We start from the raw sequence: 24,790 nt of genomic DNA, 5'->3' as shown, positions 1-24,790 counted from the left end.
GCCAGGCAGCCGCTTCTTGGAGGCGGAAGGCGGCGGACGCGCACTATGTTCGCGCGGCCATGAGTCCCTCGAGCCCACCGTCCTCCCGCCAGCTGGCCATCGAAGTGCGGGACCTCCACAAGTCCTTCGGAGACCAGCAGGCGCTGCGGGGGGTGAACCTGGAAGTGCCAGAGGGCACCACCTGCGTGCTGATGGGCGTGTCCGGGTCGGGCAAGACGGTGCTGATGAAGCACATCATGGCCCTCTTGCAGCCGGACCGGGGCACCGTCCTGGTGGATGGCGAGGACATCGCGCGGATGAACGAGGCCGCGCTCGACCAGATGCGCCGCAAGCAGGGCATCCTCTTCCAGGCGAACGCCCTCTTCGACTCGCTCACCGTGTTCGACAACGTGGCCTTCCCCCTGCGCGAGCGCACCCGCATGCCCGAGGCGGAAATCGCCGAGACGGTGAACAAGACGCTGGAGCGCGTGGGCCTGTCGCACGCGACGCAGCGCTTCCCCGGCGAGCTGTCCGGCGGCATGCAGAAGCGCGTGGGCTTCGCGCGCGCCACCATCCTCCAGCCGAAGATTCTCCTCTACGACGACCCCACCGCCGGACTGGATCCACTCACCACCGCGGCGGTGAATGAAATCATCACCACCGGCAAGCAGCAGCTCGGCGCCACCTCGCTGGTGATTACGCCGGACGTGGCCTCCGCCTTTGGCATGGCGGACCACCTGGCCCTGATGCACGAAGGCCGCATCGTGGAGTACGGCCCGCCAGACGCCTTCCGTGAGTCACAGCACCCCGCGGTGATGGCCTTCCTCCGCAACTGGCTCCGGCGCCGCGCCCAGAACAAGCGCGCGGCCCAGGCCTGAGGCGGCGCGCACCCGGAACGCGCGTTGCAAACAGGCCGGTCCACCGCGCGAGTGCGGCCCGACGACCACGATGCTTCTCCCATCCCCTTCGCCCCTCGTGGCACCCCGGACACGGCGCGGCCTGCTGGCCACCCTCGCCGTGCTCATGTCGTGCAGCACGCCCACGCCGCCGCCGGAGCCTCCACGGGTGGTGCTCTGGGCCTGGGAGCGGCCGGAAGACCTCCGCTTCCTCGCGCGGACGGGGCGCCCGGTCAGCGTGGCCTTCCTGCGCGCCACGCTCGCGCTCACGGAGACGGAGGTGCGCGAACACCCGCGCCGGCAGCCGCTCCACGTCCCGCCCGGGACACCCTTGCGGGCCACGGTGCGGATGGAAGCCCATCCGGGCGCGTCGCTCGCGCGGTACCCGCCCGAGCGACTGCACGCGCTGGCGGACCGGCTCGCCACGCTGGCGCGCCTTCCGGAGCTGACGGCGCTCCAGATTGACTTCGATGCCCGCGCGTCCGAATACGACGCCTACGTCGCGCTGCTCCAGGCGCTCCGTCAGAAGCTGCCCCCATCGATGGCGCTGTCCATCACCGGTCTCGCCTCATGGTGCACGCCCGGAAGCTGGCTGACGCACGCGCCCGTGGACGAGGTGGTGCCCCAGCTCTTCCGCATGGGCCCGGAAGCCCCCACGTGGCGGGCCCGCTTCGCGCGCGGCCTGCCCGCCCCTTGCCGGGGCAGCGTGGGGCTGGCGCTCGATGAGTGGCAGGCCGTGCCCCCTGGCGTCTCCACCCTCTATGTCTTCAACCCCCGCCCCTGGACGCCCGAGGCGTTCACGCGCGCGGTCGCGGAGCTCCATCCATGAAGAAGCTGCTCATCACCGTCACCAGCGGCCTCGCGTTCCTGCTCGCCCCCACCGAAGCGCGGGCGTGTGCCTACGACTCCGCCGGGCCCGTGTTCGTCACCAGCAGCCATCCCGACTGGCCGCTCTCCACCTTCGCTGCCGGGCGGCTGGGCGTGGTGCACGGCTCGATGCGCACCGCCTACCTCGCGTTCGCCTACCGGACGATGATGGGCATTCCCACCACGCCCGAGGAGCAACAGCCCCTGGTGACGCGCTGGGAGCTCATGCACCAGGCGTTGCCGGAGCACCTCTCCCTGACACCTGGATTCCAGCGCTGGCTGGCGGTACGGAAGCAGGTGGCGCCTCAGCTCCTGGAAGCCTCGCCCGAGCATTCCCGGCAGGTGAAATACGCACAGGTCCCCCGCATCCAGGGTGACGCGTTCCAGCGCGCCGCGAACACCGCCATCGACCTGGCCCAGGCGTGGAAGAAGCACCCCGCGCTGGTGGAGGAGTGGGTGCGCAACCAGGACACCGTCTTCGGCCCGTGCGCCATCCTGCCGGAGCCTGACCCGCGGCTGGATGAAGGCGTGAGCGCGCAGCAGCAGGCCCGCCGGCGGGACGAGCGCGCCTACCAGGAGGCGGCCTCGCGCTTCTACTGCGACGACTATCCCGGCGCCCTGTCTTCGTTCCAGAAGCTCGCTGCGTCGCAGGAATCGCCCTACCGGGCGCTCGCCGCCTACCTCGTGGCGCGCACCCATGTCCGGCAGGCGCTGATGGAGAAGAAGGGTGAGTATCACTTCGAGTCGCGGGAAGACGCCGTCTTCCTCTCGCGGCTGAGCGAGGCGGACCGGGTGCTCGATGACGTGCTCGCATCCCCGGAGCTGCGGAGCGTCCATGCGCCCGCGCGCGGCTTGCGGAGCCTGGTGCGCTACCGGCTGCGCCCCAAGACCTGGCACTGTGAGCTGCTGTCACACGTGCTCGAACCCGGGACGGGCACCGCCCTCGCCTCGGAGCTGGGCGACCTCGACCTGATGTTGCGGGAAGCGAGCACCTGCGAGGGCCTCCCCGCGCCCGCCGAGGCGCTCCAGGCGTGGCTCAACGCCATGAAGGACACGCCCTACAGCGCGGCGCCCGATGCGGAGCGCCGCGCGCAATACGACGGAGCCCTGGCCCGCTGGAAGAAGACGGCGCACTTGCCGTGGCTCGTCGCCGCGCTGAGCAAAGCGACGCCGGACGCTCCGGGCGTGCCGGAGCTGCTCGCCGCCTCCGCGAAGGTCGCGCCCACGTCTCCCGCCGGCCTGATGGTGGCGTACCATGCCGCGCGGCTCTTGCATGGCCGAGGCGAGGTGGAGGCGGCGCGGGCGCGGCTCGCGACGGTGCCCGCCGAGCTGACCCGGGACCTTCCCTCCACGGACAACCTGCTGCGCGAGGAGCGGCTCGCGGTGGCCAGAGACCTGGACGAGGCCATGCGGGAAGCCTTCAACATCATCGCCGACTATGAAATGACCAGCAGCTACTCCGAGCCCTACACCACGCCGCTGGCCGAACGGCCCCGGTTCTTCAGCCCGCGTGCCGTGGCCATGCTGGAACCCCGGCTGACGGCGAAGCGCATGGGTGAGCTGGCGGCGGGGGACATCCTGCCTCCCGCCCTTCGGCGGCAGCTCATGTGGACCGCCTTCGCGCGCGCCACCGTCGCGGGTGACGACGCGACGATTCAGGCCGTGGCGAAGCGCCTGGCGGAGACGGAGCCCAAGGCGAAGGCGGAGCTGCTGGCGCTCGTCGGCAAGCCCACGCCCGAAGAGCGTCAATTCGAGGCTCAATTGCTCCTCATGGGACTGCCCGTCGTCTCCGCGCGGCTCTACCCGGGCGAGGACCGGCTGGCGAACACGCATCCCAACCTCAGCCTCACCATGGACATCTCCTACCAGCGCAACTGGTGGTGCGGCCCGAAGCCAGACGCGAGCGTGCCCTCCGTACACTTCGAGGACACGCCCGACGCACCGGACGCGGCGCGGGAGTGGAAGGCCCTCCAGGACGCGGGCAACTCGGTGCCCTACTTCGCCCGCGTCGCCATGGCCTGGGCCCAGGCCCACCCGGAGGACCCGCGCTCGCCCATCGCCCTGTTCCGCGCGGTCCGCGCCAGCAAGCGCGGCTGCGGACAGGCCACGCGCGAGGCACGGGATGCGTTCCGCTATCTCCACAAGCACTACGGCAAGACGAGCTGGGCGAAGCGCACGCCCTACGTGTATTGACGTCCCGCCTACAGCACACGCTGGGTGGCTTGGCGGATGCGGTCGGGATGTGGAGTGACTGTCCGGACTCTCTTCCCAGTCGCTGAGATGTCGTGCGTTTGCGTTCGAATGGCACGCGTGGTGTAGCCTCCCGGACAACGGGAGTACGCGTGTCCATGCACTCACAAGGCAGCAAGGTTCTTCGTACGGTGACGGTGGTCCTCGCGGTCCTCCTGCTGGTTTTCGTGGTGCTGACGGCGGCTGGAACCTTCTTCGGTGGGACCAAGATCCGCCCGCTGTTCGGCATGCCGGAGGGCGGCCTGCACGCCCACGATGACGGTGACGCGGCGCCCCCGGCCACGCCGTGATGAGCCTGGAGGTCCTAGGCGGGGGGGCCGCGATTTCCTTCGGGGTGCTCGCGTGTGTCTTCTGGCCCTTGGAGAAGGCCTGGGCCGCGCGGCCGGGCCAGCCCCTGCTGCGGCCTGCGTTCCGCACCGACCTCGCCTACTTCGTGGCGCAGTACCTGGTGCTCGCGCCGCTGGCGCTGCTGATGCTGAGCCACGTGCAGGCGCTCTTGCACCTGGACCTACTATCGGGGCTCCAGGCCGCCGTGGCACGCCAGCCCTGGTGGCTTCAGGCACTCGAAGCGGTGGTGCTCTGCGACCTGCTCGTCTACGGCTTCCACCGACTGTCACACCAGGTGGACTTCCTCTGGCGCTTCCACGCCGTCCATCACTCCGCTGAGCACCTCGACTGGCTCGCCGCGCACCGCGAGCACCCCGTGGACGGACTGCTCACGCAGTTGGTGGTGAACCTCCCCGCGATGATGATGGGCTTTCCGCTCGGGACGCTGGCGATGCTCATCGCCTTCCGCGGGGTGTGGGCCATCTTCATCCACTCCAACGTCCGGCTACCGCTGGGGCCGCTGGGCTTCCTCTTCGGCGCGCCCGAACTCCACCACTGGCACCACGCGCGCGAACGGCACACACGGCACAACTTCGGCAACCTCGCGCCGTGGACGGATTGGCTCTTCGGCACCTACTACCGTCCCACCGGGCCCGAGCAGTATCCGCTCGGGCTCGTGGAGCCGTTTCCCCGGCGCTTCTGGGCCCAGCTCCTCTCGCCCGTGACGCGGGCAACTGACAGCAGGAATACGCCACGCTGAGCTGGGATTCGCGTTCCCGCTCGCGGCAATCCGTCACACCGCCCTGGAGGTCCGCGTCTCTAATTGCGCGTCCAGGAATGTTCCCAAGGTGGCATTGACGAGCGCGGGCTCCTCCACGGTGGAGGAGTGCCCTCCGCGCGGCAGGGTCACCAGGCGTGAGCCGGGGATGAGCCGGTGCAGGCGCTGCGCCTTGGCAGGGACGGTGGCCGTGTCCTCGGCGCCGACGACGACGAGCGTGGGCACGCGGATGTGTGGGATTTCGTGGGCCACGCCGCGCCGTTCGATGACGCCGTTGACGGCGCGCCAGATGTCGCGGCGGTTCTCCATGAGGCGCGTGCGCCAGCGGCTGCGCTCCTCGGCCCGATTGGGGTCGGTCATGAAGCTGCGGCCAAACATGATGCGCATCACCGGGTCCGCCACCGGGCGCAGGCCCGCCAGGCGCGCGGTGAGGTTGAGCAGCGTGTAGCGCGGCACGTTGTGAAGGGGCTCCCGGTCGGCGGACGTCTCCATCAGCACCAGCGAGCGCAGCAGGTCCGGCCGCCGCGCGGCGATGCGCATGCCGACGAAGCCGCCCATGGACAGGCCCACGAAGTGACAGGGCCCTACGCCCAGCCGCTCGATGAGCGCCACCGCATCCAGGTACACCGTCTCCATGTCGATGACGCGCGCCGGAGGCACGGCGCTCTGGCCCTGGCCCCGGTGGTCATAGGCGATGCAGCGGTAACGTCCGCACAGCGCTTCCACCTGCGGATCGAAGAGGCGACAGCTCCACAGCAAGCCGTGGCTGAAGACGACGGGCACGCCCGTTCCACCCGAGTCCTCGTAGTACAGGTCCGTTCTGTTGACGGTCAGCATCGGCATGCGCGGCACCCTCCCCGGCTGGCGAGGATAGGCGAGCGACACGCACGGACGGGTCCCCCCTTCGCGGAGCCGTTGGCCGGATGACGTCCCGCTGCCCGCGGGGCCCACGCGACTGGCTACCAGAGCCCCTTGGCTTGAAGCAGCTCGCCCACGCGGCGGGGCTCGGCGCGCCAGGCGGTGAAGAAGTCCCCAGCGGCTTCAGGGGACAGGTTCTCCCAGACAAGGCGGCCGGTGTCCTCCTCGCGGCGGCAGCGCACGAAGGTGGAGCGCACCTGCTCGGGCGAGTCGAAGGTGAGGCTGTCGAGCAGCTCCGGGCTCTGGCTGGTGAGCAGGGCCTGCCGGGGTTCGAGCTGTTCGAGGATGGCGCGGACCTGCCGGGGGTGGAAGGCGTGCGCGACCTCATCCGCGATGACGACGGCGCGGGCGTGGGCCAGGTAGTGGAGGAAGGCCACCAGGCGCTTCTGTCCGTAGCCGAGCTGACGGGCGGAGAGGCGCTGGCCGGCGGCGGTGACGAAGCAGAGGTCCAGGTTTCCCAGGGACAGCGTTTCGTATTTGCCCTGGGGTTGGGTCTCCAGCGGGGACAGGAGCGCCTCCGCGGACGCGAAGCCGAGGAGCCGGGCGGCGTCACGGAGGAAGGGGACGTTCTCCGACGACAGCACGTAGCGGGAGGCGCCCCACTGCGCGGCGGCGACCTTGCGCAGGCCGTCGAGCAGGTCCTCCGAGGCCACGCCCGTGCCCGTGGCGAGCACGCCCTCCGTTCGACGGGAGAGCCGCAGCTCGGCGCGCCAGAGCTGGTCGAAGTGGGCGAGCCCCTCGTCGAAGCGGTGGAGGTCGGCCTGCGCGGAGACCTCGCGCGCCATGGCGAGCATCGGCTCGACGGAAGCGGTGCCCTCGCCCGTCTTCTCCACCCAGGCGATGCCGCCCGTCATCAAGACGAGCCAGAGCCGGCCACCGACTTCGGGGGCAATGCGCTCATGCACGACGTCGGTGGTGTCGTCCTCGCGAGAGACGCGGAGCTGCTGGCCCTCGCGGTGGATGACCAGCGGCCAGGCCATGTCGCGCGGGGCCACGGTGATGTCCATGGACAGGCCGCTCGTGCCTTCCGCGCCCGAGGGCACGTTGCGCACGCGCACGGTGATGCGGCCGGTGTCCGCGGCCAGTGCATATTCGAGGTCGAAGGCCTCATGCCGCAGCGGCGTGAAGTCCGAGCTGACCACGGCGGCGGCGAGGTCCAGCAGCGTGGACTTTCCGGTGCCGTTCTCTCCGAGCAGCACGTTGAGGGACGGGCTGAAGAGCAACCGCGTCCCGGGCTTCACGGAGCGGAACTGGTGAACCTGGAGCCACTGGAGCTTGAGCATCAGTCGGGAGACTGACGCCCGGGGCGATTCAGCGTCAACTCGCGCCGCACGGTGACACATCCCCTGGGAACCCCAGGTGGGCCCGGCGCTCGCCCACCCACGCGAACACCTTTCTGGAAAAGACCGAGTGACTGAGTCCGCTCCGACCTCGGGATGTCCACACCGAAAAGCCACCAAAATCCAGCCAAGTCGAATAAAAACGATAGAGCAGCAATTCCACACTCAGTCCATCACGAACTGACACCGCGCTACTGGAGCGACGAAGAAAGCACATGAGCGAAGTCGACCTGCGAATCCCTCACGAAACACAAGCATCAATACATCCGCCCACGAGCGCGCGCGCCCTGTCACAAACACGTGTCGCGGCCAATCCCCGCAGGCAGTGGACGCTGGGCTGGGTGGCCACCCTGGGGCTGTTCGCCGCGTGCGCTGTCGAGCCAGCCACCTCAGACGAGCCAGCGACCTCGGACGAGGCCGTGAGCCAGAGTTGGGCGGCGCTAGAGGTGCCACGAGGGCTGGATTTCGGCGGAGCCTTTGGCCGCCTCAACAACGGCACGCTCTCACCGAATCCGGCGACCGGCGCCGCCTCCTGCCCGGAGGGTTATACCCAGACGCAGGTCCTTGGGACCTGGGGGCGCGACTGGGATGTCCACATCTGTCAGCGGCCCTCACAAGAGGGAAGCCCGCCCCTCTACGACTTCGGCGGCATGTGGGGGGATGTCAACGCGCAACCGGCCGTCAACCCCATCACCCAGGCGACCCGGTGTCCGGATGGCTATACAGCGCAGCAACTGCTCGGCACGTACAACCAGGATTACGGGCTGCATCTGTGTTACCGGCCGCATGTCCCGGGAGTGCTCTCAGGGTACCGCTTCGGCGGCGCACATGGGTTTGTCAACGCCGCGGCCACGCAGAACCCCGCGACCGGTGCGGCGTCATGCCCGGAGGGCTTTGAGCAGACGCAGGTGCTCGGCACCCACAACGTCGACTACCCACTCTATTTCTGCATGGCCCGAGCGTCCCATTGGGACTTCGGCGGATTCATCGGCACACGCAACGGCGGTGAGCCTGTCCTGAACCCCGTGACGGACACGGAGAACTGTCCGGACGGATATTCGCGGACGCAAGTGCTGGGCACGGGCGCCGTCGACCAACCGCTCCACCTCTGCGCCCGCCCCAATTGGGACGGCACCGAGCCGGAGCTCGACTTCGGCGGACTGTGGGGCTTCGTCAACGACACCGCCGTGAAAAATCCGTATACGAATGCGCAAAACTGTCCGGCGGGGTTCACGGCCCAGACGGTCCTCGGGACGATGGGGCAAGATCACAACCTCCACGCCTGCTACCGGCCCCATGTCCCCGGAACGGGCCCGACGCTCCCGTTTGGCGGCATGTGGGGTCACGTCGAGGGCAGCCAGGTGCCGAACCCCGTGACGGCCACCGCGTCATGTCCCAAGGGATTCACTCCGAAGCAGGTGTTTGGCACATCCGGTGTCGACGCGGCGCTGCACCTCTGCGAGCCGCGTTCGGATGTCTTGGATTTCGGCGGAGCCTTCGGCCGCCTCAACAACGGCACGCTCTCACCGAATCCGGCGACCGGCGCCGCCTCCTGCCCGGACGGCTATACCCAGACGCAGGTCCTTGGGACCTGGGGGCGCGACTGGGATGTCCACATCTGTCAGCGGCCCTCACGCGAGGGGAGCCCGCCCCTCTACGACTTCGGCGGCATGTGGGGGTATGTCAACGCGCAACCGGTCGTCAACCCCATCACTCAGGCGGCCCGGTGTCCGGCTGGCTATACAGCGCAGCAACTGCTCGGCACGTACAACCAGGATTACGGGCTGCATCTGTGTTACCGGCCGCATGTCCCGGGGCGGATTCCCGAGAACCGTTTCGGCGGCATCCATGGCCATGTCAATCAGCTCCCCGTGGCCAACCCCGCGACGGGCACGACGGCATGTCCGCCTGGCGCGGTGGAGACGCAGGTACTGGGGACCCAGGGCGTGGACCATCCCGTGTACTACTGCATGACGCGCGCGCCGAAGTGGGACTTCGGTGGAGTCTTTGGCTATCTCAATGGTGGCAGCCCTGTTTCAAACCCAGCGACGGGCGCCACGTCCTGCCCGGACGGATATGTCCAGACCCAGGTACAGGGCTCCAGCACCATGGACGCCCCGCTCTTCCTCTGCTCCCGGCCGAGCTGGGACAACGCTGAGCCCGCGCTCGACTTCGGCGGAATGTGGGGCATCGTCAACGGCTCCTGGGTGAACAACCCATACACGAATGAGAGGTCCTGCCCGGCTGGGTTCGCCGCGCTGAAAATACTCGGGACAGCAGGACAGGACTCGGAGCTCCATCTGTGCTACCGGCACCACGCGCCCGGGACAGTGCCTCCGTATCCATTTGGCGGCATGTGGGGCCACGTCAACGACGCTCCGGCGTCGAACCCCACGACGAGCACCACCTCATGCCCCACGGGCTTCATCCCAAGGCAGATACTGGGGACCGCGCACATCGACCACCCAGTGTACTTCTGCGAACTGCCGGCCAAGAGCCTGGACTTCGGCGGAGCCTTTGGCTTCTTCAATAACGGCACGCTCTCACCGAACCCGGCGACCGGCGCCGCCTCCTGCCCGGAGGGCTATACCAAGACACAGGCGTATGGCACCCATGGGCGCGACTGGAGCGTACACTTCTGTCATAGGCCGTCCCTGGAGGGAGGGGCTCCGCTCTACGACTTTGGTGGCATGTGGGGCTATGTCAACAACACCCTGGTGAGGAACCCAATCACAAACAGCGCCAACTGCCCGGCCGGCTACGCCGACCAGCGCCTGCTCGGCACGAACCGGCTCGATCATGAACTGCACGTCTGCTACCGGCCACATGCCGCGAACACACCGGAGATGGCGCGGTTTGGCGGCATGTATGGAACGGTCCAGGCCGCCCCGGTCCCAAACCCCGCGACGGCCACCACGGAGTGCCCGAGCGGCTTCGAGAAGACCCAGGTGCTCGGCACCTCCAACGTCGACCACCCGCTCTACTTCTGCATGGCCCACGCGCCCGGCTGGGACTTCGGCGGCTTCATCGGCTCCATCAATGGAGGGGAGACGGTCCCCAACCCCGTGACGGGCACGGCGACGTGTCCGGACGGCCATGTCCAGACGCAGGTGTCGGGCACGGACTCGGTTGACTGGCCGCTCTCCGTCTGCACGCGGCCCAACTGGGGAGACACCGAGCCGGCGCTCGACTTCGGCGGTCTCTGGGGCTACGTCAACCACAACGCCGTGAACAACCCGTATACGAACGCGCAAGCGTGTCCGGCGGGGTTCCAATCCCAGAAGGTGCTCGGGACCCACGGACAGGACTACGACCTCCACGCGTGCTACCGCCCCCATGTCCCCGGACAACGCTCGCCGTATGCGTTCGCGGGGATGTGGGGCCATGTCAATGGCGTCCAGGCGCCGAACCCCACGACAAGCGCCGTGTCCTGCCCTCGCGGGTTTGCCCCCACGCAGGTGTCGGGAGCCCAGGGCACGGACAACCCGTTGTACATCTGCGAGCCCCTCCAATCGAAGTTCGCGCCTCGACTGCGCTTTGATGGGTCCGCGCGCGGCTACCCCATGTCGGCCCAGGTCTTCTACGACGCGGCGGTCGTGAACCCGCAGCAGGGCATCATCCAGAACACGGACGCCTCCACGCTGGGGACGGGCACGATTCCCACCTACTACCAACTCATCGAGTGCGGCCAGCAGGTGCGCATCAAGTACTGGTGGTTCTACGGCTATCAGTCCGCGTGCGACGAATACGGCCGCGGCACCCACCACGGCGACTGGGAAGACGTCACGGTGACCTTGAGCGAGGACAAGTCCACCATCGCGGCCGTCACCTTCTCCATGCACGGGAAGCGCTACACGCGGCTCGCCAGCCGCGGAGGCTTCCAGGTGGAGGACGGCACGCACCCCGTCGTTTACGTCGGGAAGAACTCGCATGCCGCCCACTACAAGCAAGGCGGGAGCGGCGTGGGGGACAACTGCCTGCCCTGGGAGGAGTACCGCAACAACTCGACCGGCACGCACCTGGATAGCTGGCTGAACCTGGTGAGCCTCGACACCGACGCAGAGCCCTGGATGGTGGCCGACCGCATTGGCAACTTCGTGTGGGGGTACGATGGCGTCAGCACCCACCCGACCCGCTCCGGCCCCAGTTGCCGCATGAACGCCGCCCACTGGTCCTTCACGGTGCCCACGTGGTGGCATAGCCAGTGCAAAACGGGCGACCGCGATGACGGAACGAGCTGCCACTCCGCGTGCCGCTCCGGGTACACGGATATGGGGCTGACCTGTACGAACTGGAGCATCACCTCGCTCCACACGTACCGGCAGCACATCTACGGGTATGACTACACCCTGCCGACGTCGGACCGCGGCCTCATGATTGGAGAGCCGCACTGATGATGCCGTAGGCGGCCCCCTCCCCACCGGAGGGGGCCGCTGCCCACCTTCTCGGGACCGCACATTCCAGACGGCGGTCCCGGGAAGCGTGTCTCCCAGCGCCGAGCAAGCCCCGCGGCCCGAGCTCCCACCCTCGCGCCGCAGACATCCGCGATGACGACGGCGCGGGCGTGGGCCAGTTTCGTATTGGCCCTGGGTTGAGGGACGGGCTGACCAGCAACCGCGTCCCGGACTTCACCGTGCGGAACTGGTGAACCTGGAGCCACTGGAGCTCGAGCATCAACCGGCAGACTGGCTCCCTGGACGCTTCAGCGGCAACTCGCGCCGCACGGCGGCATGCCCCCCTGGGACTCCCAGATGGGCCGGCGCTTGTCCACCCACGCGAACACCTTGTTGGACCAGAAGCTGGCCATCGTCAGCGTCACGCGGTCGCCCGTATCGACATGGACGATGTCCCACTGGTCGGCGTCATTCCGGCTCCGGGTGTCGAAGCCCAGCCGATGCTAGCCGTCGAACGTGGCGAAATGCACGAAGCCCCCCACCGGCACCCACTGCGCACAGGGCAGGACGCTCAGCGCGGGCTCCCGCACGACGAGTCCATCATGCGCGCGCAAGAAGAGCTCGACCTGGAATGGAAGCGGTCCGCCAAGCCGCTCCGAGAGCGCCTGGAGTGCCTCGGTTGAAGCGGGTGGGTGGAAGACCACCTCCAGCCCACGAGAGGCGCTCCGCTTGTCGAGGGCACGGCGAAACTCTTCCACTCTCATTCCGACTCCATGGCGGCGGTGGGAGGGCGCAAGGATGCGCCATCCATGAGGGTTCCGTGATGCAGCGACACGGAGCGCCCTGTCTAGCGCCTTGGCATCTGCACCAGCCCCGGTGAGGTCTGCATCTTCCCGCCCTGCGACTGGAGATGACGGCGGAGGACGGGCCGGACACCGACCTGTACGACCACGCGGGCGGACGGCTGGCCTATCGGGCCCCTCGTTCGACATGATCGCCAACCTCGACTGCGAGTACGCAACGCGCGAGGCTTCGCAGGCGTGCTGCCCCCAGCGCTGCTTTCGGCCGGTGGCAGGACCACCCTCGCGCCCAGCCTTCCGGGAACGGACGCACGCACCCTCACGGCGATGCTGCGCTTCGACTACGACTGGGACGCGGAGCTCTGAGCTGTTGTCCAAGCCCGCGCGGTCGCATCACCCCCGGAGGCCGGGCATGACAGCGGCCCTGCCCCACGGGCTGTCTGTCCTGCCCTTCTTCATGCACTGACACGCAGCCCTGTCCCTTTTTCTGTCCACCAGACGCAGGGCAGCCCCGCCGGCCGTGGTGGCTGGGCAACGCGCTTCCTACCTGTGCGCGCGCTCCCATGAATGCCCTGCTGCTCGCAGCCCTCCTGTCCCACGCCCCCAGCTTCCTGCTGGCCCAGGCGGGCCCCGGCACCGATGCGGGCGTGGAGCCACCCGCGGCCCGCGCTCCCGCCCTCTCCTCGGAGACACCCGAGCCACCGCGGTTCCCGGTGTCCGACCCACTGCTGAAACCCATTCCCCCGGCCGACATGCAAGTGGCGACCTGGGACGAGGCGCTGCAACTGCTGCGTCAACGCTCCACCCGCCTGTACACCGCGCTCGCCCAGGTGGAGGCCGCGGCGGGCGTGCAGCGAATCGCCCTGGCCGCGTTGCTGCCCACGCTCACCGGCACCGTCTCCGTCCAGTACAACGTGCTCAATCCCGACGCGACGCCGCTCCTGGGGGGTGGCGGCGGTGGCGGCGGAGTGGGTGGCGGAATCGGCGGCGACGTCGGCGGCGCCCAGTCACCGGGCCTCACCCGCCCGCCTTTCCTGGGACTGCTGAACGCCACCCAGCCCCTGTTCAACCTCCCGTCCATCATCGCGCTGGGCACCGCGCGCGAGGCCCGGCGCACCGCCAACCTGTCGCTGGCGGAGACGCGGCGCCAGCTCACCAGCGCGCTGGCCCAGTCACTGGTGCTCGTCGCCGCGCAGGAGCGGATGGCCGAGGTCAACCGCGTCAACCTCCGCACCGCGCTGGAGCGGCTGGCCCTCACGGAGCGTCGCTTCGAGCTGGGCGCGGGCACGCGGCTGGACGTGGTGCGCGTGCAGCAGGACACGGAGACGGCGCGCAACCTCGTCGTCCTGGGTGACGAGACCCTGCGCAAGGCCCGTGAGACGCTGGGGCTCGTGCTGGGCATTCCTCGAGGCGTGGGCCTGGTCCGGGGCGTCCAGTTGGAGACCCTGCTCCAGCACTCGCGGCGGGACTGCCAGCAACTGGAGTCGCTCGACCGGCGCGCGGACATCGCGGTGGCGCGCTCGCGGCGCACGCTGGCCGAACGGCAGGTGTCAGAAGTGAAGGCGCGTTATGCCCCGACGCTCGCGCTGACCAGCACCACCCTGGCCCTCACCGTGGAAGAGGGCTTCGTGACGGTGCCAGTGTGGAACATCGGCGCCAGCCTGGTGCTGCCCTTCTGGGATGGCGGCGCGCGTGAGGGCCAACTGCGGCAGACCCGCGCGGGCGTGGAGGTGGCGAAGCAGGGGCTGGTGGAGCTGGAGCGCACGGCCTCGGTGGAGGTGCTTCAGGCACGGCGCGCCGTGGAGGTCGCGGACGCGGCCGCGCGCATCGCGGGCCGGGGACGCGCCCTGGCCGAGGAGAACGACCGGCTCACCCGGCGCAGCTTCGAGGTGGGAACGGGAACCAGCCTGGAGCTCATCCAGACGGCGTCGGACCTCCGCCAGGCGGAGCTGCTGCTGGTGGTGCGCGAGTTCGAGCTAGAGCAGGCACGGGTCGCCGCGTTTCTCACGGAGGCGGCATGCGATTGGTGAGGACGTGGAGCACGGGGCTCGCCGTTCTGCTCCTCGCGGGCTGCCGCTCGCAGGGAGACCCGGGGCCGCAGGGAGGCCAAGCGGCCACGAACCAGCCCATGCCGGTGGAGGTGGAGCGCCTGGCCCCCGCCGAGGTGCGCGAGTCCAACGAGTACCTGGGCGCGCTCATCTCCCGCAGCAGCATCACCGTCTATCCGCAGGTCGCTGGCTACGTGAAGTCGATTCCGCTCAAGCCGGGAGCACGCGTCGAACAGGGGGAAGTGCTGCTCGTGGTGGACCCCCGGCGAGAAAGCGCGGGCCTGCGCGCCACCCAGGCGCAGCAAGCCGCCGCCATGGCGCAGCGAGAGTACGCCCAACAGACGCGCAAGCGCAGTGCGCAACTGCTGAAGGAGGGACTCCAGAGCCGCCAGGACCATGACCAGGCGGTGGCGCAGGCAGTGCAAGCCGAGGCCAGCGCGCGTGCCATCGAAGCCCAGGTGCAGGCCCAGGAGGTCCAGCTCGGATTCTACGAAGTGAGCGCGCCCTTCGCCGGCATCGTGGGCGACTACCCGGTGAACGTGGGCGACTTCGTGACGCAGCAGACGGCCCTCACCACACTGGACCAGAGCAACACGCTGGAGCTGTCCGTCCAGATTCCCGTCGAGCGGGCAGGCACCGTCCGGGTGGGCACCACGCCCGTGGAGGTGTTGGACCCGGAGGGCCGGCTCGTGGTGTCCGCGCCGGTGTTCTTCGTGGCGCCCACGCCCAACGCCACCACGCAGTTGGTGGAGATACGCGGCGCCTTCGAGAACACCGTGGGCCTGCGCGCGGGACAGTTCGTACGCGCCCGGGTCGTCTATGCCACGCGGGAAGCCTTGCGCGTCCCGACCTCCGCCGTCACCCGCATCAGCAGCCAGTCCTTCGTCTTCGTGGTTCGGGACTCGGACGCTGGCACCGTGGCGCAGCGGGCGCCGGTGAGCCTGGGACTCGTCTCCGGCAATGACTACGAGGTGACGGGCGGACTGGACGCGGGCACGCCCGTGGTGCTCAGCGGCATCCAGATGCTCCGCGATGGCCAGCCCATCCAACCCAAGGCCCCCTCGCGCAAGCCACCTCCTGGCGTAGGCGGCAGCGGGACCGACGGCGGCACCCCGCCGGAACAGTGAGGGGCCGCCATGTTCACCGACTTCTTCATCCGCCGTCCCGTCTTCGCCAGCGTGGTGTCCATCATCATCACCCTGGTGGGGGCCATCTCCATCCCCATCCTGCCCATCGAGCAATACCCTGACCTGTCGCTGCCCGTGGTGCAGGTGACGGCGACGTACATCGGCGCCTCCGCGGAGACCGTGGAGAGCGCCGTCACCACCGTGCTGGAGCGGCAGCTCAACGGCGTGGAGGGCATGCGTTACATCTCCTCCACCAGCAGCAACACGGGCGTGAGCACCATCACCGTCACCTTCGACCCGGGACGGGACTTGGACATCGCCGCGGTGGACGTCCAGAACCGCGTGGCCACCGCGTCCGCGCAGCTCCCGGCCGCCGTCAACGCGCTGGGCGTCACCATCACCAAGGCCCAGACGCAGCTGCTCATGGCCTTCGGCCTGTTCGACGAGGAGAACCGTTACGAGACGGGCTTCCTCAGCAACTACGCGGATGTCTTCATCCGGGACGCGCTGCTGCGCGTGACGGGCGTGGGCGACGTGCGGATATTCGGCGAGCGGCGCTTCGCCATGCGGCTGTGGCTGGACCCCTCTGAGCTGGCACGGCGTGGGCTCGCCGCCACGGACGTGGTGAACGCCCTGCGCGCGCAGAACGTTCAAATCGGCGCGGGACAGGTAGGACAGCCGCCAGCGCCGCCGGGCCAGACGTACCAGTTCACGGTGCGCGTGCTGGGGCAGCTCACGTCCGCGGAGGAGTTCGGCAACATCGTGGTGCAGCAGGGGCCGGACGGCTCGCTGGTGCGGCTGAAGGACGTGGGCCGCGCGGAGCTGGGCGCGGAGAACTACGGACAGCTCTTGCGCTTCAACGGCCGCGAGGCCGTGGGCCTGGGCATCTTCCAACTCCCCGGCTCCAACGCGCTGGACGTGCGCGACGGCATCGTCGCCGAGCTGAAGCGGCTGAAGGGCAACTTCCCGCCGGGCATGCGCTACCAGCGCGCCTTCGACACCACGGCGGCGGTGCAGGCATCCATCGAGGAGGTGCTGGTGACGCTGGGTGAGGCCATCTTCCTGGTGGTGCTGGTCATCTTCATCTTCCTGCACGGCTGGCGCAGCGTGCTGGTGGTGGCCACCACGCTACCCGTGTCGCTGGTGGGTACCTTCCTCTTCGTCAACGCGTTCGGCTTCTCCATCAACACGCTGACGCTCTTCGGCCTCACGCTGGCCACGGGCCTGGTGGTGGATGACGCCATCATCGTCATCGAGAACGTCGAGCGCACCATGGAGCAGGACGACGTGGGCCCTCGCGAGGCCACCCACCGGGGAATGAAGCAGGTCGCCGGCGCGCTGGTGGCCATTGCCCTGGTGCTGTCCGCGGTGTTCGTGCCGGTGTCCTTCTTCCCCGGCACCACCGGCATCATCTACCGGCAGTTCGCCCTCACCCTGGCCTTCTCCATCAGCCTGTCCGCGCTGGTGGCGCTCACCCTGTCCCCCGCGCTGTGCGCCATCCTGCTGCGGCCCCACGAAGGCCAGAAGTGGAAGGTCTTCCGCATGTTCGACCGGGGGCTCGACGCGTTCCGAGACGCCTACGGCCGGATGTTGGCGAAGCTCATCGGACCGCTGCGCTGGCCGGTGGTCATCGCCTTCGTCGTGTGTCTGGCCGGCACCATCCTGGTGTACCGCCTCACGCCCACGGGCTTCATCCCGGGCGAGGACCAGGGCTACCTCATCATCGCCGTGCAGGGACCGGAGGGCACGTCGCTGGACTACACGCGCAATGTGCTGCTCCAGGCGGAGGACGTGCTGCGCCAGCAGCCGGAGGTCGCGGACATCTTCACCGTGGGCGGCTTCTCGCTGCTGGGCACGGGCGTCAACTACGGCACCCTCTTCGTCAACCTGCACCCGTGGGACGAGCGCAAGCGGCCGGACCAGAGCGTGGCGGGACTGGTGGAGCGCCTGCGACACCCGCTGATGGCCATTGGCGGCGCGCGCGTGTTGCCCTTCGAGCCCCCCGCCATCCGCGGCGTGGGCAGCGTGGGCGGCTTCGAGTTCGTGCTGGAGGACCAGCAAGGCGGTCGAACGCTCGCTCAGCTCGCGCAGACGACGGACATGCTGGTGGGCGCGGCCAGCCAGGACCCGGGCCTCCGCGGCGTCTTCTCTTCCTACACCGCCAACACGCCACTCCTGGACGTGCAGGTGGACCGGGAGAAGGCCCTGGCAATGGGCGTCCCGCTGGATGGCGTCTTCTCCACGCTGCAAGTCTACCTGGGCAGCCAGTACGTGAATGACTTCACCTTCGCCAGCCGCGTGTACCGCGTGTACGTGCAGGCCGCCGTCCCGTTCCGCAACGAGCCGCGCGACATCGACGCGCTCTACGTCCGCTCCGCGAAGGGAGAGATGGTGCCGCTGGAGTCACTGGTGCAGGTGCGGCCCATCACCAGCGCGCAGAACATCCAGCACTACAACCTGTACCGCTCGGCGACCATCAACGGGCAGGCCGCGCCGGGCTCCAGCTCCGGGCAGGCCCTGGACACGATGGAGGCGGTGGCGCGCAAGACGTTGCCCGTGGGCTACACCTTCGAATGGACGGGTTTGTCCCAGGAGCAGAAGGAGGCGGGCCGCAGCGTGCTGCTCATCTTCGGGCTGGGCGTCGTCTTCGTCTTCCTGGTGCTGTCCGCGCAGTACGAGAGCTTCGCCCTGCCCCTGGTCATCCTCCTGGGCGTCCCCGTGGCCATGCTGGGCGCGCTGGGGCTGCAGAATTTGCGCGGCCTCCAGAACGACGTGTTCTGCCAGGTCGGGCTCGTCATGCTGGTGGGTCTGGCCAGCAAGAACGCCATCCTCATCGTCGAGTTCGCCGAGCAGCTCCGCCACGAAGGCCGGAGCGTCGAGGACGCCGCCATCCACGCCGCCCAGACGCGCCTGCGGCCCATCCTGATGACGTCCTTCGCGTTCCTCATGGGCGTGGTGCCGCTGATGCTGGCCTCGGGGGCGGGGGCCTCCGCGCGCAAGTCCCTGGGCACCACCGTGTTCGGCGGCATGCTGCTGTCCACCTTCGTGAACCTCATCTTCATCCCCGTGCTGTACGTGGTGCTGGAGGCCGCCAGGCTCCGCGTCCGCCCACCGAAGCCCCACGCACCCTGAGTGCTGGCCTGGGACCTGGGGGCCCCCTGGATGCCCCGCCGGAGGGGCTTCGTTATCCTGCGGGTTGCCATGTCTCACTTCCCGTCACGCGATGACCGGCGGCGCCAGCGGCTCTATGCGCTCAAACGTGCGCCCGGGCTCCGGCACCATGGCAACACCGCGCTGCTCCAACTGCTGGGCAAGGGCCAGGACGTGTCCTGGGCTCGCGGCGAGGTGCTGTGCCGGGAAGGCGAGCCCCCCGAGGGCTTCTCCCTCCTCCTGGAGGGCGAGTTGGAGGTCATGCGCGGTGACGTGCTCCTGATGACGCTCCAGCCCGGCACGCCCCTGGGACTGGAGGCGCTGTCGAGCGGTAGCAACGCCTTCACCATCCTGGCGGCGACGGACTCCGAGGGCCTCTTCTTTCCGAAGGACGCTGTCGCGAGCCTGCTGCACGCGCCCACCGGTATGCAGGAGCAGCCCCGTCCGCCAGCGGAGGTCATCGCCTTCGAGAGCGACGTGCGCGGCGCGCCCCTGTCCTCCCTCATCGAGCTGGTGGCGAAGGTCATCCACCGTGACTTTGGCGACCGCGTGCTGCTGCTCCGGAGCGCACCCGGCGGGCATGACGCGCCCGTCACGAAGGGGGCGGATGGCGTCCTGCGCGCCACGCTGCCTCCAGCGGAAGCTGGCGGTCCCGGTCTGCTGACCCCATCGGTGCTCCAACGGCTCACGGCCGAGCACGGCCTCCACTACGTCCTGCTCGACGGCTGCCGCGTGGCGGACATCGGGATGCCGGGGAAGACGGCGCGGCTGGTGACGACATTGGACGCGCGGAAGGCGTCGGCCCCTCGCGTGCTTCCCACCGTGGTGGTGGAGCCTGGCCGTGCGTCACGCGCATCGGAGTTGAGTGGCAAGTCCCTGCATCCCCAGTGGCTTCCGCCCTGCCCCTTGCGGTTGAGCCTGGACAGGATGGCGCGGGTGCTCGTGGATGACCGTCCGCTGGACGCCACGGTGCTGAGCCCCGCCGAGCGGGACGCACTCTCCCGCTGGGCCCGAGCCCTCACCCACCGTCGCGTGGGCCTGGCGCTCAGTGGCGGTGGCGTGTGGGGCTTCTACCATGTCCACATCCTGCGCTGGCTGGTGAGCCAGGGCGTGCCCATCGACATCGTCAGCGGCGCCAGCATGGGCTCGCTGGTGGGCGCGTACTTCTGCGGCAGCGCGCTGGATGGGCACGACGGTCTGGAAGGACTGCGACGGCTGGAGGAGCGGGCCATGAGCCGGCAGCTCACCCTGGCCGCCACGGCCGCCATCGTGACCACGTATTCGCTGGAACGCTTCGTGGAGCAGGACCTGGGCCGGCTCTGCCTGGAGGAACTGGCCATCCGCTTCCTGCCTGTCACGACGGACCTGACCAGCGGAGACTGCGTGGCGCTGGAGCAGGGGCCGGTGGCCCTGGCGGTGCGCGCCAGCGGCTCGGCGCCGGGTATCTGGGGCCCCACGGTGGTGCCTCCCGCGCGGTACGTGGACGGCGCCTTCACCAGCATGGTGCCCGCGCACGTGCTGTTGAACGCGGGCGCGGACGTCATCTTCTCCAGCAACATCTTCCCCTTCGGCGTCCGGCATGCGTCCCCGCGGCGGCAGTCCGGCCTGGGGCGCTTCCTGGCGGGACTCAATCCGGTGGCCCGCGCGCTGGACCTGGCTGCCAGTGGCGTGCTGCTATTGCACCGCAGTGGTGACGTGGAGAGCCTGCTCGCGGACGTCCGCTACGACATCCAATCCGCGGAGGCACCGCTGCTGACCGCCATGGAGTTCACCAAGGCCCGGGACATCCTCGGACGGGCGGCGGCGGATGCGTCGCTCGCGAAGCGGCTGGAGGAGATGAAGCAGCACTGGCTCCAGGTCAAAGCCCGGGGTGTCCGTGCCCACGCGCATCCAGGAGGACAGCAAGCCGCATGATTCCCGTTCGCATCCTGGGCACAGCCAGTGTCCTTCCCGGCCCCGCCGTGACGACCGCGGAGCTGTGCGCGCGCGTGGGACGAAACGCCGCGGAGGTGGCACGGAAGACAGGCATCCTCACCCGCCACTTCGCACCACCGGGGACGAAGGCCGCGGACGTGGCGGCGCAGGCGCTGCGGGGCGCGCTGGACGCGGCGGGACTGGAGGCCCGAGCCCTGCGCCGAATCCTCTGCGTCACCTCCATGGGCGGCGACGTCACCACGCCCGCCACCGCCAACCGCGTGGCAGCGGCGCTGGGCCTGTCGGGAAGTTGCGACGCGATGGACCTGAGCAACGCCTGCATGGGCTTCCTGAGCGCCTTCGACCTGGCGGCGCGCTCGGTGGCCACGGGGCTGGGGCCGGTGGGCATCGTGTCCGTGGAGCTGCTGTCGCGCACCACCACGCCCGAGGAGCCCCGCCCCTACCTGGTGCTGGGCGACGCCGCCGCCGCCGCCGTGATGGGCGCGGGCCGTTCGGGAGAAGGCGTCCTGGGCGTGGCCCTGGGCAATGACGGCACGCTGCCCACGGACGTCGTGCTGGAGAACCCGACGGCCACCGGCAAGCTGGAGCGGATGCGCTTCCTGACGCCCAGCCAGGAGATGACCCGCGTCGCGCTGGACGCGCTGGTACGGGCGGCGCGCGCGGCGTTGGACGAGGCCGGCGTGACCCTTCACGACGTCGAGTGGGTGCTCACGCACCAGCCGAACGGCAGCATGTTGGAGGCCATCCTCCAGGCGCTGGAGGTGTCACCGGAACGGAGCGTGCGCGTGGTGGACACGGTGGGCAGCGTGGGCTCGGCCTCGCTGGGCACCAGCCTGGACCGGCTGCTGCGCACGCGTCCAGTGAAGCCAGGGCACCGCATCCTCCTGGTGGGCGTGGGCGCGGGCGTGGCCCACGGCGCGGTGCTGTACCAGGTGGGCGGATGAAACAGGCAGGCGGCTGGCCCCTGAGGGCCTGGCTGACAGCGTTCCGGCTGCTGCGCCGGTATCACCGCTACGAGGTGGTGAACCTGGAGCCGCTGCTCCGCCCCGGCGCGAAGCTCATCGTCGGTTACCACGGGCGCCCCCTGGCCGTGGACCTGTGCATGCTGACGGTGACGCTCCACGAACGCCTGGGCTATCTGCCGCACGGCGTGGCGCACGGCGCGTTCGATTCGATTCCGGGCATGCGCGCGGTGGCGGACGGGCTGGGCTTCGTCACGGGGGATGACCCGCGGCTGGCCGAGGCGGTGGCGCGCGGCGAACACGTGTTGTTGCAGCCAGGAGGCACGCGTGAGGGCTGCCGTGACTTCCGCCACCGCTACCGCGTCGACTGGGGCGAGCGCATGGGCTACCTGCGCCTGGCAGTGCGCTACCGGCTGCCGATTGTCCCCGTGGGCGGCTGCGGCATGGACGACGCGTACGTGGGCCTCAACGACGGGTACGCGCTGGGCCGGCGGGTGGGCATGCCCGCGCGGCTGCCGCTGTGGCTGGGCGTGGGTGCCACGGGCCTGTGGCCCTTGTCGCTTCCCTTCCCCGTGAAGATGACGCAGTGGGTGGGCGAGCCGCTGACGCGCCACCTGGAGCCAGGCTTCGACGCGGGCAACCGGGACGCGATGCGCGCGGTGCATCAGGAAGTGGCGGACGCGGTGCAGCGGCTGCTCGACAAGGCTCGCGACGTGGACAAGGGCAGCAGACGGAAGGCAGTGCAATGAGGGAAGGTGAGGGTTCCGAGGCGCGGGAGTGGGCGCTCATCCTGGGAGCTTCGTCTGGCACGGGCGCGGCCATCGCGGAGGCGGTGACTCGAAAGCCCGGGTTGAATGTCTTTGGTGTCCACCGGGGCCGGTACGCGGAAGGTGCCGTGCAGTTGGAGCAGCGGATTCGGGACGCCGGTGGACGCGGTGTGCTGTGGCAGGCGGATGCGTCTTCACCGGAGGCCGCGGAGGCGGGCGTGGCGGCGCTGCGGGAGGTCGCCGGGCCTCGGAGCGTGAAGCTCTTCGTGCATTCGATTGCGGGTGCCTCGGTGGGGCGATTCCTGTCCGAGGGCGAGGACCGGCTGCACGCGCGGCGCATCCGCCGGACCTTCGACACGATGGCGCACTCGTTCGTCTTCTGGGTGCAGGCCCTGGTGAATGAAGACATGTTGGCGCCGGAGGCCCGGCTTCTCGGTCTGCAGAATCCGCTGGATGAGACGCACCTGGGGAACACAGGGCTCATCAGCGCGTCGAAGGCGGCGCTGGAGATGTACGTGCGCTACCTGGCCATGGAGCTGGGACCGCGAGGACACCGCGTCAACCTGCTGAAGTTCGGCACGGTGATGACGCCCGCGCTAAAGCACGTGTACTCGCCCGGGGCCCTGGCCCGCCTGGAGGCGGCCCACGCGAGGATGAATCCCGCGGGACGCATGGGCACCGTGGAGGACGTGGCCCGCTTCGTCACGGTGCTCGCCGGTGAGGAGGCGGGCTGGTTCAACGGAGCCACCATCGACTTCACCGGTGGGATGACGCTGCGGCTGTTGGACCTGGTGCTGAATCCGTGAACGTGACCTGTCAGCGCAAGCGCTATGTCGTGCGCTCGCTCAGAACGGGCGTTTCTTCGCAGCGGGGGCTTTCTCGATTCCGCGTGCCAGTAGCTCCTGCTCGAATCGTGGCTCCCATCCGGGTTGGTGGTAAAGCCGCGCCTCCGCGAGCGAGCGAACCTTGAGGTCGTCAGCGCACTCGACGTTCTCTTGCCTCAGTACTTTGTCGATATCGCGGTTGCGGTAGACATAGGTCGCGTTCCCCGTCTTGGAGAACTCAACCACCGAGTACTCATCGAAGCGCAGACAAAATGCGCTCACATCGTACCTGGAAAAGCGCTTCGCTCTCCTGAAAGCAGCCTGCTGCTCAGAGGGAAGCGTTCGCACCTCCCGGAGCAAAGCATCGTAGGCATCCGGAGCCAGCCAACAGGTCGTCGACCTAATGGAGCCCAGGTAGCGCAGCCAGAAGACATGGCGGTCCCGCTCGTGCATGGCCTTCTCAAAGAAGAACTCAAGGTCCTGCTGGATGAGCGCCGACAGGAACGCCTCGAAAGCCTGTTTTGAGCGACCGCGAACCGCGCTCCACGCCTCAGTCAAGATGGAGATCCGAGGGTCCCCGAAGACGCTGTCCTTCGCGATGAGGCGCTCCTCGACGCGGGACTGCGCATCCTTGTGGACCCGCCCGTGCGCGCGACACTCCAGTATCGCCGCGATGACGGCGACACGCGCCTCCAGCGGAGCACCGATGACGCTCCGGTCAGCGCTCGCGCTCGGAAGCCACGCCCGTCCTGCCTCGGCTTCCAGCAGGTACAGCAGGGATTCGGACGCATCCTGCCGTGCCGCACACCGTTGCAGCAAATACTCCGCAACGACATGCCCTGAATAGCCGACCGCGGGCCGTAGGCCTGCGTGCCCCATCAAGTCGACGACCTCTCGCAGCGGGCGGTCCCCCCACCTGGCCGCGACCCCCTTCGGTCCCTCCGGACTGAGCGCCATTTCGATGGACACAGGCAAGTTCCACCGAAGCAGGCGGGAGTCCGTGGAATAGCGACTGGTCAGTTGTGACCATTCACGCATGCGCTTCGAATCCCCGTCCGCCAGGCACCAGTCCCGGAGCCGTTGCCTCACGAGCCGGGGCCAACTTTCCGGGAAGTGACTCAGGAACCCTTCCATGGACGCTGGCTCGACCCGGCGCCACAGCCAGGGAACGGCTCGTCGCTCACGACGGGACAACTCGGAAAAGTCCCCGACCCGCACCTTCCCGAGCACGCCTTCGACGTCGAGCGATTCGAGGACTCGAAGCGCGCGTCCAGGCTCCCGTTCATCCGTGCGCCGCTGTGCCTCATCCAAGCTGACGCGAAGCTGCCGGAGCCCGCTCTCCACCTGCTGTTGAAACGTGCCGAGACCCGCGAGCGCGGTCCGCTGCCTCTCCTGCACGCCTGTAAGCCATGCATCCAGTCCCATCAG

General features: G+C 69.1%; 18 protein-coding genes. 14 read left to right on the top strand and 4 right to left on the bottom strand.

Annotation, left to right across the window (positions count from 1 at the left end; genetic code table 11):
* Positions 1-59: 59 nt before the first annotated feature.
* The 5 genes from FMQ63_RS09070 (at position 60) to FMQ63_RS09050 (ending at position 5,079) form a co-directional block, all read left to right on the top strand.
* Positions 60-857, top strand: a complete 798-nt coding sequence (locus FMQ63_RS09070) for an ABC transporter ATP-binding protein (RefSeq protein ID WP_011557145.1) — start codon at positions 60-62, stop codon at positions 855-857.
* A gap of 70 nt (positions 858-927) precedes the next feature.
* The gene (locus FMQ63_RS09065; RefSeq protein ID WP_011557146.1) at positions 928-1,704 is read left to right on the top strand and encodes a DUF3142 domain-containing protein; all 777 of its coding nucleotides are present in this window, start codon (positions 928-930) and stop codon (positions 1,702-1,704) included.
* On the top strand, positions 1,701-3,935 hold the full coding sequence (locus FMQ63_RS09060) for a hypothetical protein (protein WP_011557147.1): 2,235 nt from the start codon (positions 1,701-1,703) through the stop codon (positions 3,933-3,935). Before FMQ63_RS09065 ends, FMQ63_RS09060 begins: the two co-directional genes overlap by 4 nt.
* 155 nt (positions 3,936-4,090) lie before the next feature.
* Positions 4,091-4,282, top strand: coding sequence for a hypothetical protein (locus FMQ63_RS09055; protein WP_020478045.1), 192 nt, complete (start codon positions 4,091-4,093; stop codon positions 4,280-4,282).
* The gene (locus FMQ63_RS09050) at positions 4,282-5,079 is read left to right on the top strand and encodes a sterol desaturase family protein (protein WP_216608450.1); all 798 of its coding nucleotides are present in this window, start codon (positions 4,282-4,284) and stop codon (positions 5,077-5,079) included. The genes FMQ63_RS09055 and FMQ63_RS09050 overlap by 1 nt, the downstream gene beginning before the upstream one ends.
* A 33-nt stretch (positions 5,080-5,112) precedes the next feature.
* Here FMQ63_RS09050 and FMQ63_RS09045 read toward each other — a convergent pair whose 3' ends face one another.
* The gene (locus tag FMQ63_RS09045; protein WP_011557151.1) at positions 5,113-5,940 is read right to left on the bottom strand and encodes an alpha/beta fold hydrolase; all 828 of its coding nucleotides are present in this window, start codon (positions 5,938-5,940) and stop codon (positions 5,113-5,115) included.
* 116 nt (positions 5,941-6,056) lie between these two features.
* On the bottom strand, positions 6,057-7,298 hold the full coding sequence (locus tag FMQ63_RS09040) for an AAA family ATPase (RefSeq protein ID WP_171452198.1): 1,242 nt from the start codon (positions 7,296-7,298) through the stop codon (positions 6,057-6,059).
* Positions 7,299-7,570: 272 nt separating this feature from the next.
* Here FMQ63_RS09040 and FMQ63_RS09035 point away from each other — a divergent pair, with 272 nt between their 5' ends.
* Complete coding sequence (locus FMQ63_RS09035) at positions 7,571-11,749, top strand: hypothetical protein (RefSeq protein ID WP_011557153.1); 4,179 nt, start codon at positions 7,571-7,573, stop codon at positions 11,747-11,749.
* A gap of 503 nt (positions 11,750-12,252) precedes the next feature.
* Here the strand turns inward: FMQ63_RS09035 and FMQ63_RS09030 are convergent.
* A complete protein-coding gene (locus tag FMQ63_RS09030) occupies positions 12,253-12,513 on the bottom strand; it encodes a hypothetical protein (RefSeq protein WP_020478043.1) in 261 nt (86 codons plus the stop codon).
* A 276-nt stretch (positions 12,514-12,789) separates the two neighbouring features.
* Here FMQ63_RS09030 and FMQ63_RS38335 point away from each other — a divergent pair, with 276 nt between their 5' ends.
* From FMQ63_RS38335 to FMQ63_RS08995, 8 genes are all read left to right on the top strand, one after another.
* A complete protein-coding gene (locus tag FMQ63_RS38335; protein WP_011557156.1) occupies positions 12,790-12,915 on the top strand; it encodes a hypothetical protein in 126 nt (41 codons plus the stop codon).
* Positions 12,916-13,112: 197 nt separating this feature from the next.
* Positions 13,113-14,579, top strand: coding sequence for a TolC family protein (locus tag FMQ63_RS09025; RefSeq protein ID WP_011557157.1), 1,467 nt, complete (start codon positions 13,113-13,115; stop codon positions 14,577-14,579).
* On the top strand, positions 14,567-15,724 hold the full coding sequence (locus tag FMQ63_RS09020) for an efflux RND transporter periplasmic adaptor subunit (protein WP_011557158.1): 1,158 nt from the start codon (positions 14,567-14,569) through the stop codon (positions 15,722-15,724). Before FMQ63_RS09025 ends, FMQ63_RS09020 begins: the two co-directional genes overlap by 13 nt.
* Positions 15,725-15,733: 9 nt before the next feature.
* Positions 15,734-18,856, top strand: coding sequence for an efflux RND transporter permease subunit (locus FMQ63_RS09015; RefSeq protein WP_011557159.1), 3,123 nt, complete (start codon positions 15,734-15,736; stop codon positions 18,854-18,856).
* Between the two features lie 69 nt (positions 18,857-18,925).
* The gene (locus FMQ63_RS09010; protein WP_225909637.1) at positions 18,926-20,788 is read left to right on the top strand and encodes a patatin-like phospholipase family protein; all 1,863 of its coding nucleotides are present in this window, start codon (positions 18,926-18,928) and stop codon (positions 20,786-20,788) included.
* Positions 20,785-21,753, top strand: coding sequence for a 3-oxoacyl-ACP synthase III family protein (locus FMQ63_RS09005; RefSeq protein WP_011557161.1), 969 nt, complete (start codon positions 20,785-20,787; stop codon positions 21,751-21,753). The genes FMQ63_RS09010 and FMQ63_RS09005 overlap by 4 nt, the downstream gene beginning before the upstream one ends.
* Complete coding sequence (locus FMQ63_RS09000; protein ID WP_011557162.1) at positions 21,750-22,520, top strand: lysophospholipid acyltransferase family protein; 771 nt, start codon at positions 21,750-21,752, stop codon at positions 22,518-22,520. The genes FMQ63_RS09005 and FMQ63_RS09000 overlap by 4 nt, the downstream gene beginning before the upstream one ends.
* The gene (locus FMQ63_RS08995) at positions 22,517-23,344 is read left to right on the top strand and encodes an SDR family NAD(P)-dependent oxidoreductase (RefSeq protein ID WP_011557163.1); all 828 of its coding nucleotides are present in this window, start codon (positions 22,517-22,519) and stop codon (positions 23,342-23,344) included. Before FMQ63_RS09000 ends, FMQ63_RS08995 begins: the two co-directional genes overlap by 4 nt.
* A gap of 39 nt (positions 23,345-23,383) precedes the next feature.
* Here FMQ63_RS08995 and FMQ63_RS08990 read toward each other — a convergent pair whose 3' ends face one another.
* A complete protein-coding gene (locus FMQ63_RS08990; protein ID WP_011557164.1) occupies positions 23,384-24,787 on the bottom strand; it encodes an EH signature domain-containing protein in 1,404 nt (467 codons plus the stop codon).
* Positions 24,788-24,790 lie beyond the last annotated feature (3 nt).

Origin of the sequence: Myxococcus sp. CA005, from assembly GCF_006518205.1 — a bacterium.
Classification (GTDB): domain Bacteria; phylum Myxococcota; class Myxococcia; order Myxococcales; family Myxococcaceae; genus Myxococcus; species Myxococcus xanthus.
The sequence above is the reverse complement of the archived record's forward strand: the minus strand, read 5'-3'. Positions and strand labels throughout refer to the sequence as shown.

Bases quoted from the DNA above. Each gene is read 5' to 3' on its own strand.
- FMQ63_RS09050 (WP_216608450.1), top strand. From the start codon at position 4,282: ATGAGCCTGGAGGTCCTAGGCGGGGGGGCCGCGATTTCCTTCGGGGTG.
- FMQ63_RS09055 (WP_020478045.1), top strand. From the start codon at position 4,091: ATGCACTCACAAGGCAGCAAGGTTCTTCGTACGGTGACGGTGGTCCTC.
- FMQ63_RS09045 (WP_011557151.1), bottom strand. From the start codon at position 5,940: ATGCCGATGCTGACCGTCAACAGAACGGACCTGTACTACGAGGACTCG.
- FMQ63_RS09010 (WP_225909637.1), top strand. From the start codon at position 18,926: ATGTCTCACTTCCCGTCACGCGATGACCGGCGGCGCCAGCGGCTCTAT.
- FMQ63_RS09065 (WP_011557146.1), top strand. From the start codon at position 928: ATGCTTCTCCCATCCCCTTCGCCCCTCGTGGCACCCCGGACACGGCGC.
- FMQ63_RS09070 (WP_011557145.1), top strand. From the start codon at position 60: ATGAGTCCCTCGAGCCCACCGTCCTCCCGCCAGCTGGCCATCGAAGTG.
- FMQ63_RS09015 (WP_011557159.1), top strand. From the start codon at position 15,734: ATGTTCACCGACTTCTTCATCCGCCGTCCCGTCTTCGCCAGCGTGGTG.
- FMQ63_RS08990 (WP_011557164.1), bottom strand. From the start codon at position 24,787: ATGGGACTGGATGCATGGCTTACAGGCGTGCAGGAGAGGCAGCGGACC.
- FMQ63_RS09020 (WP_011557158.1), top strand. From the start codon at position 14,567: ATGCGATTGGTGAGGACGTGGAGCACGGGGCTCGCCGTTCTGCTCCTC.
- FMQ63_RS08995 (WP_011557163.1), top strand. From the start codon at position 22,517: ATGAGGGAAGGTGAGGGTTCCGAGGCGCGGGAGTGGGCGCTCATCCTG.
- FMQ63_RS09035 (WP_011557153.1), top strand. From the start codon at position 7,571: ATGAGCGAAGTCGACCTGCGAATCCCTCACGAAACACAAGCATCAATA.
- FMQ63_RS09000 (WP_011557162.1), top strand. From the start codon at position 21,750: ATGAAACAGGCAGGCGGCTGGCCCCTGAGGGCCTGGCTGACAGCGTTC.
- FMQ63_RS09005 (WP_011557161.1), top strand. From the start codon at position 20,785: ATGATTCCCGTTCGCATCCTGGGCACAGCCAGTGTCCTTCCCGGCCCC.
- FMQ63_RS09060 (WP_011557147.1), top strand. From the start codon at position 1,701: ATGAAGAAGCTGCTCATCACCGTCACCAGCGGCCTCGCGTTCCTGCTC.
- FMQ63_RS09040 (WP_171452198.1), bottom strand. From the start codon at position 7,298: ATGCTCAAGCTCCAGTGGCTCCAGGTTCACCAGTTCCGCTCCGTGAAG.
- FMQ63_RS09030 (WP_020478043.1), bottom strand. From the start codon at position 12,513: ATGAGAGTGGAAGAGTTTCGCCGTGCCCTCGACAAGCGGAGCGCCTCT.
- FMQ63_RS09025 (WP_011557157.1), top strand. From the start codon at position 13,113: ATGAATGCCCTGCTGCTCGCAGCCCTCCTGTCCCACGCCCCCAGCTTC.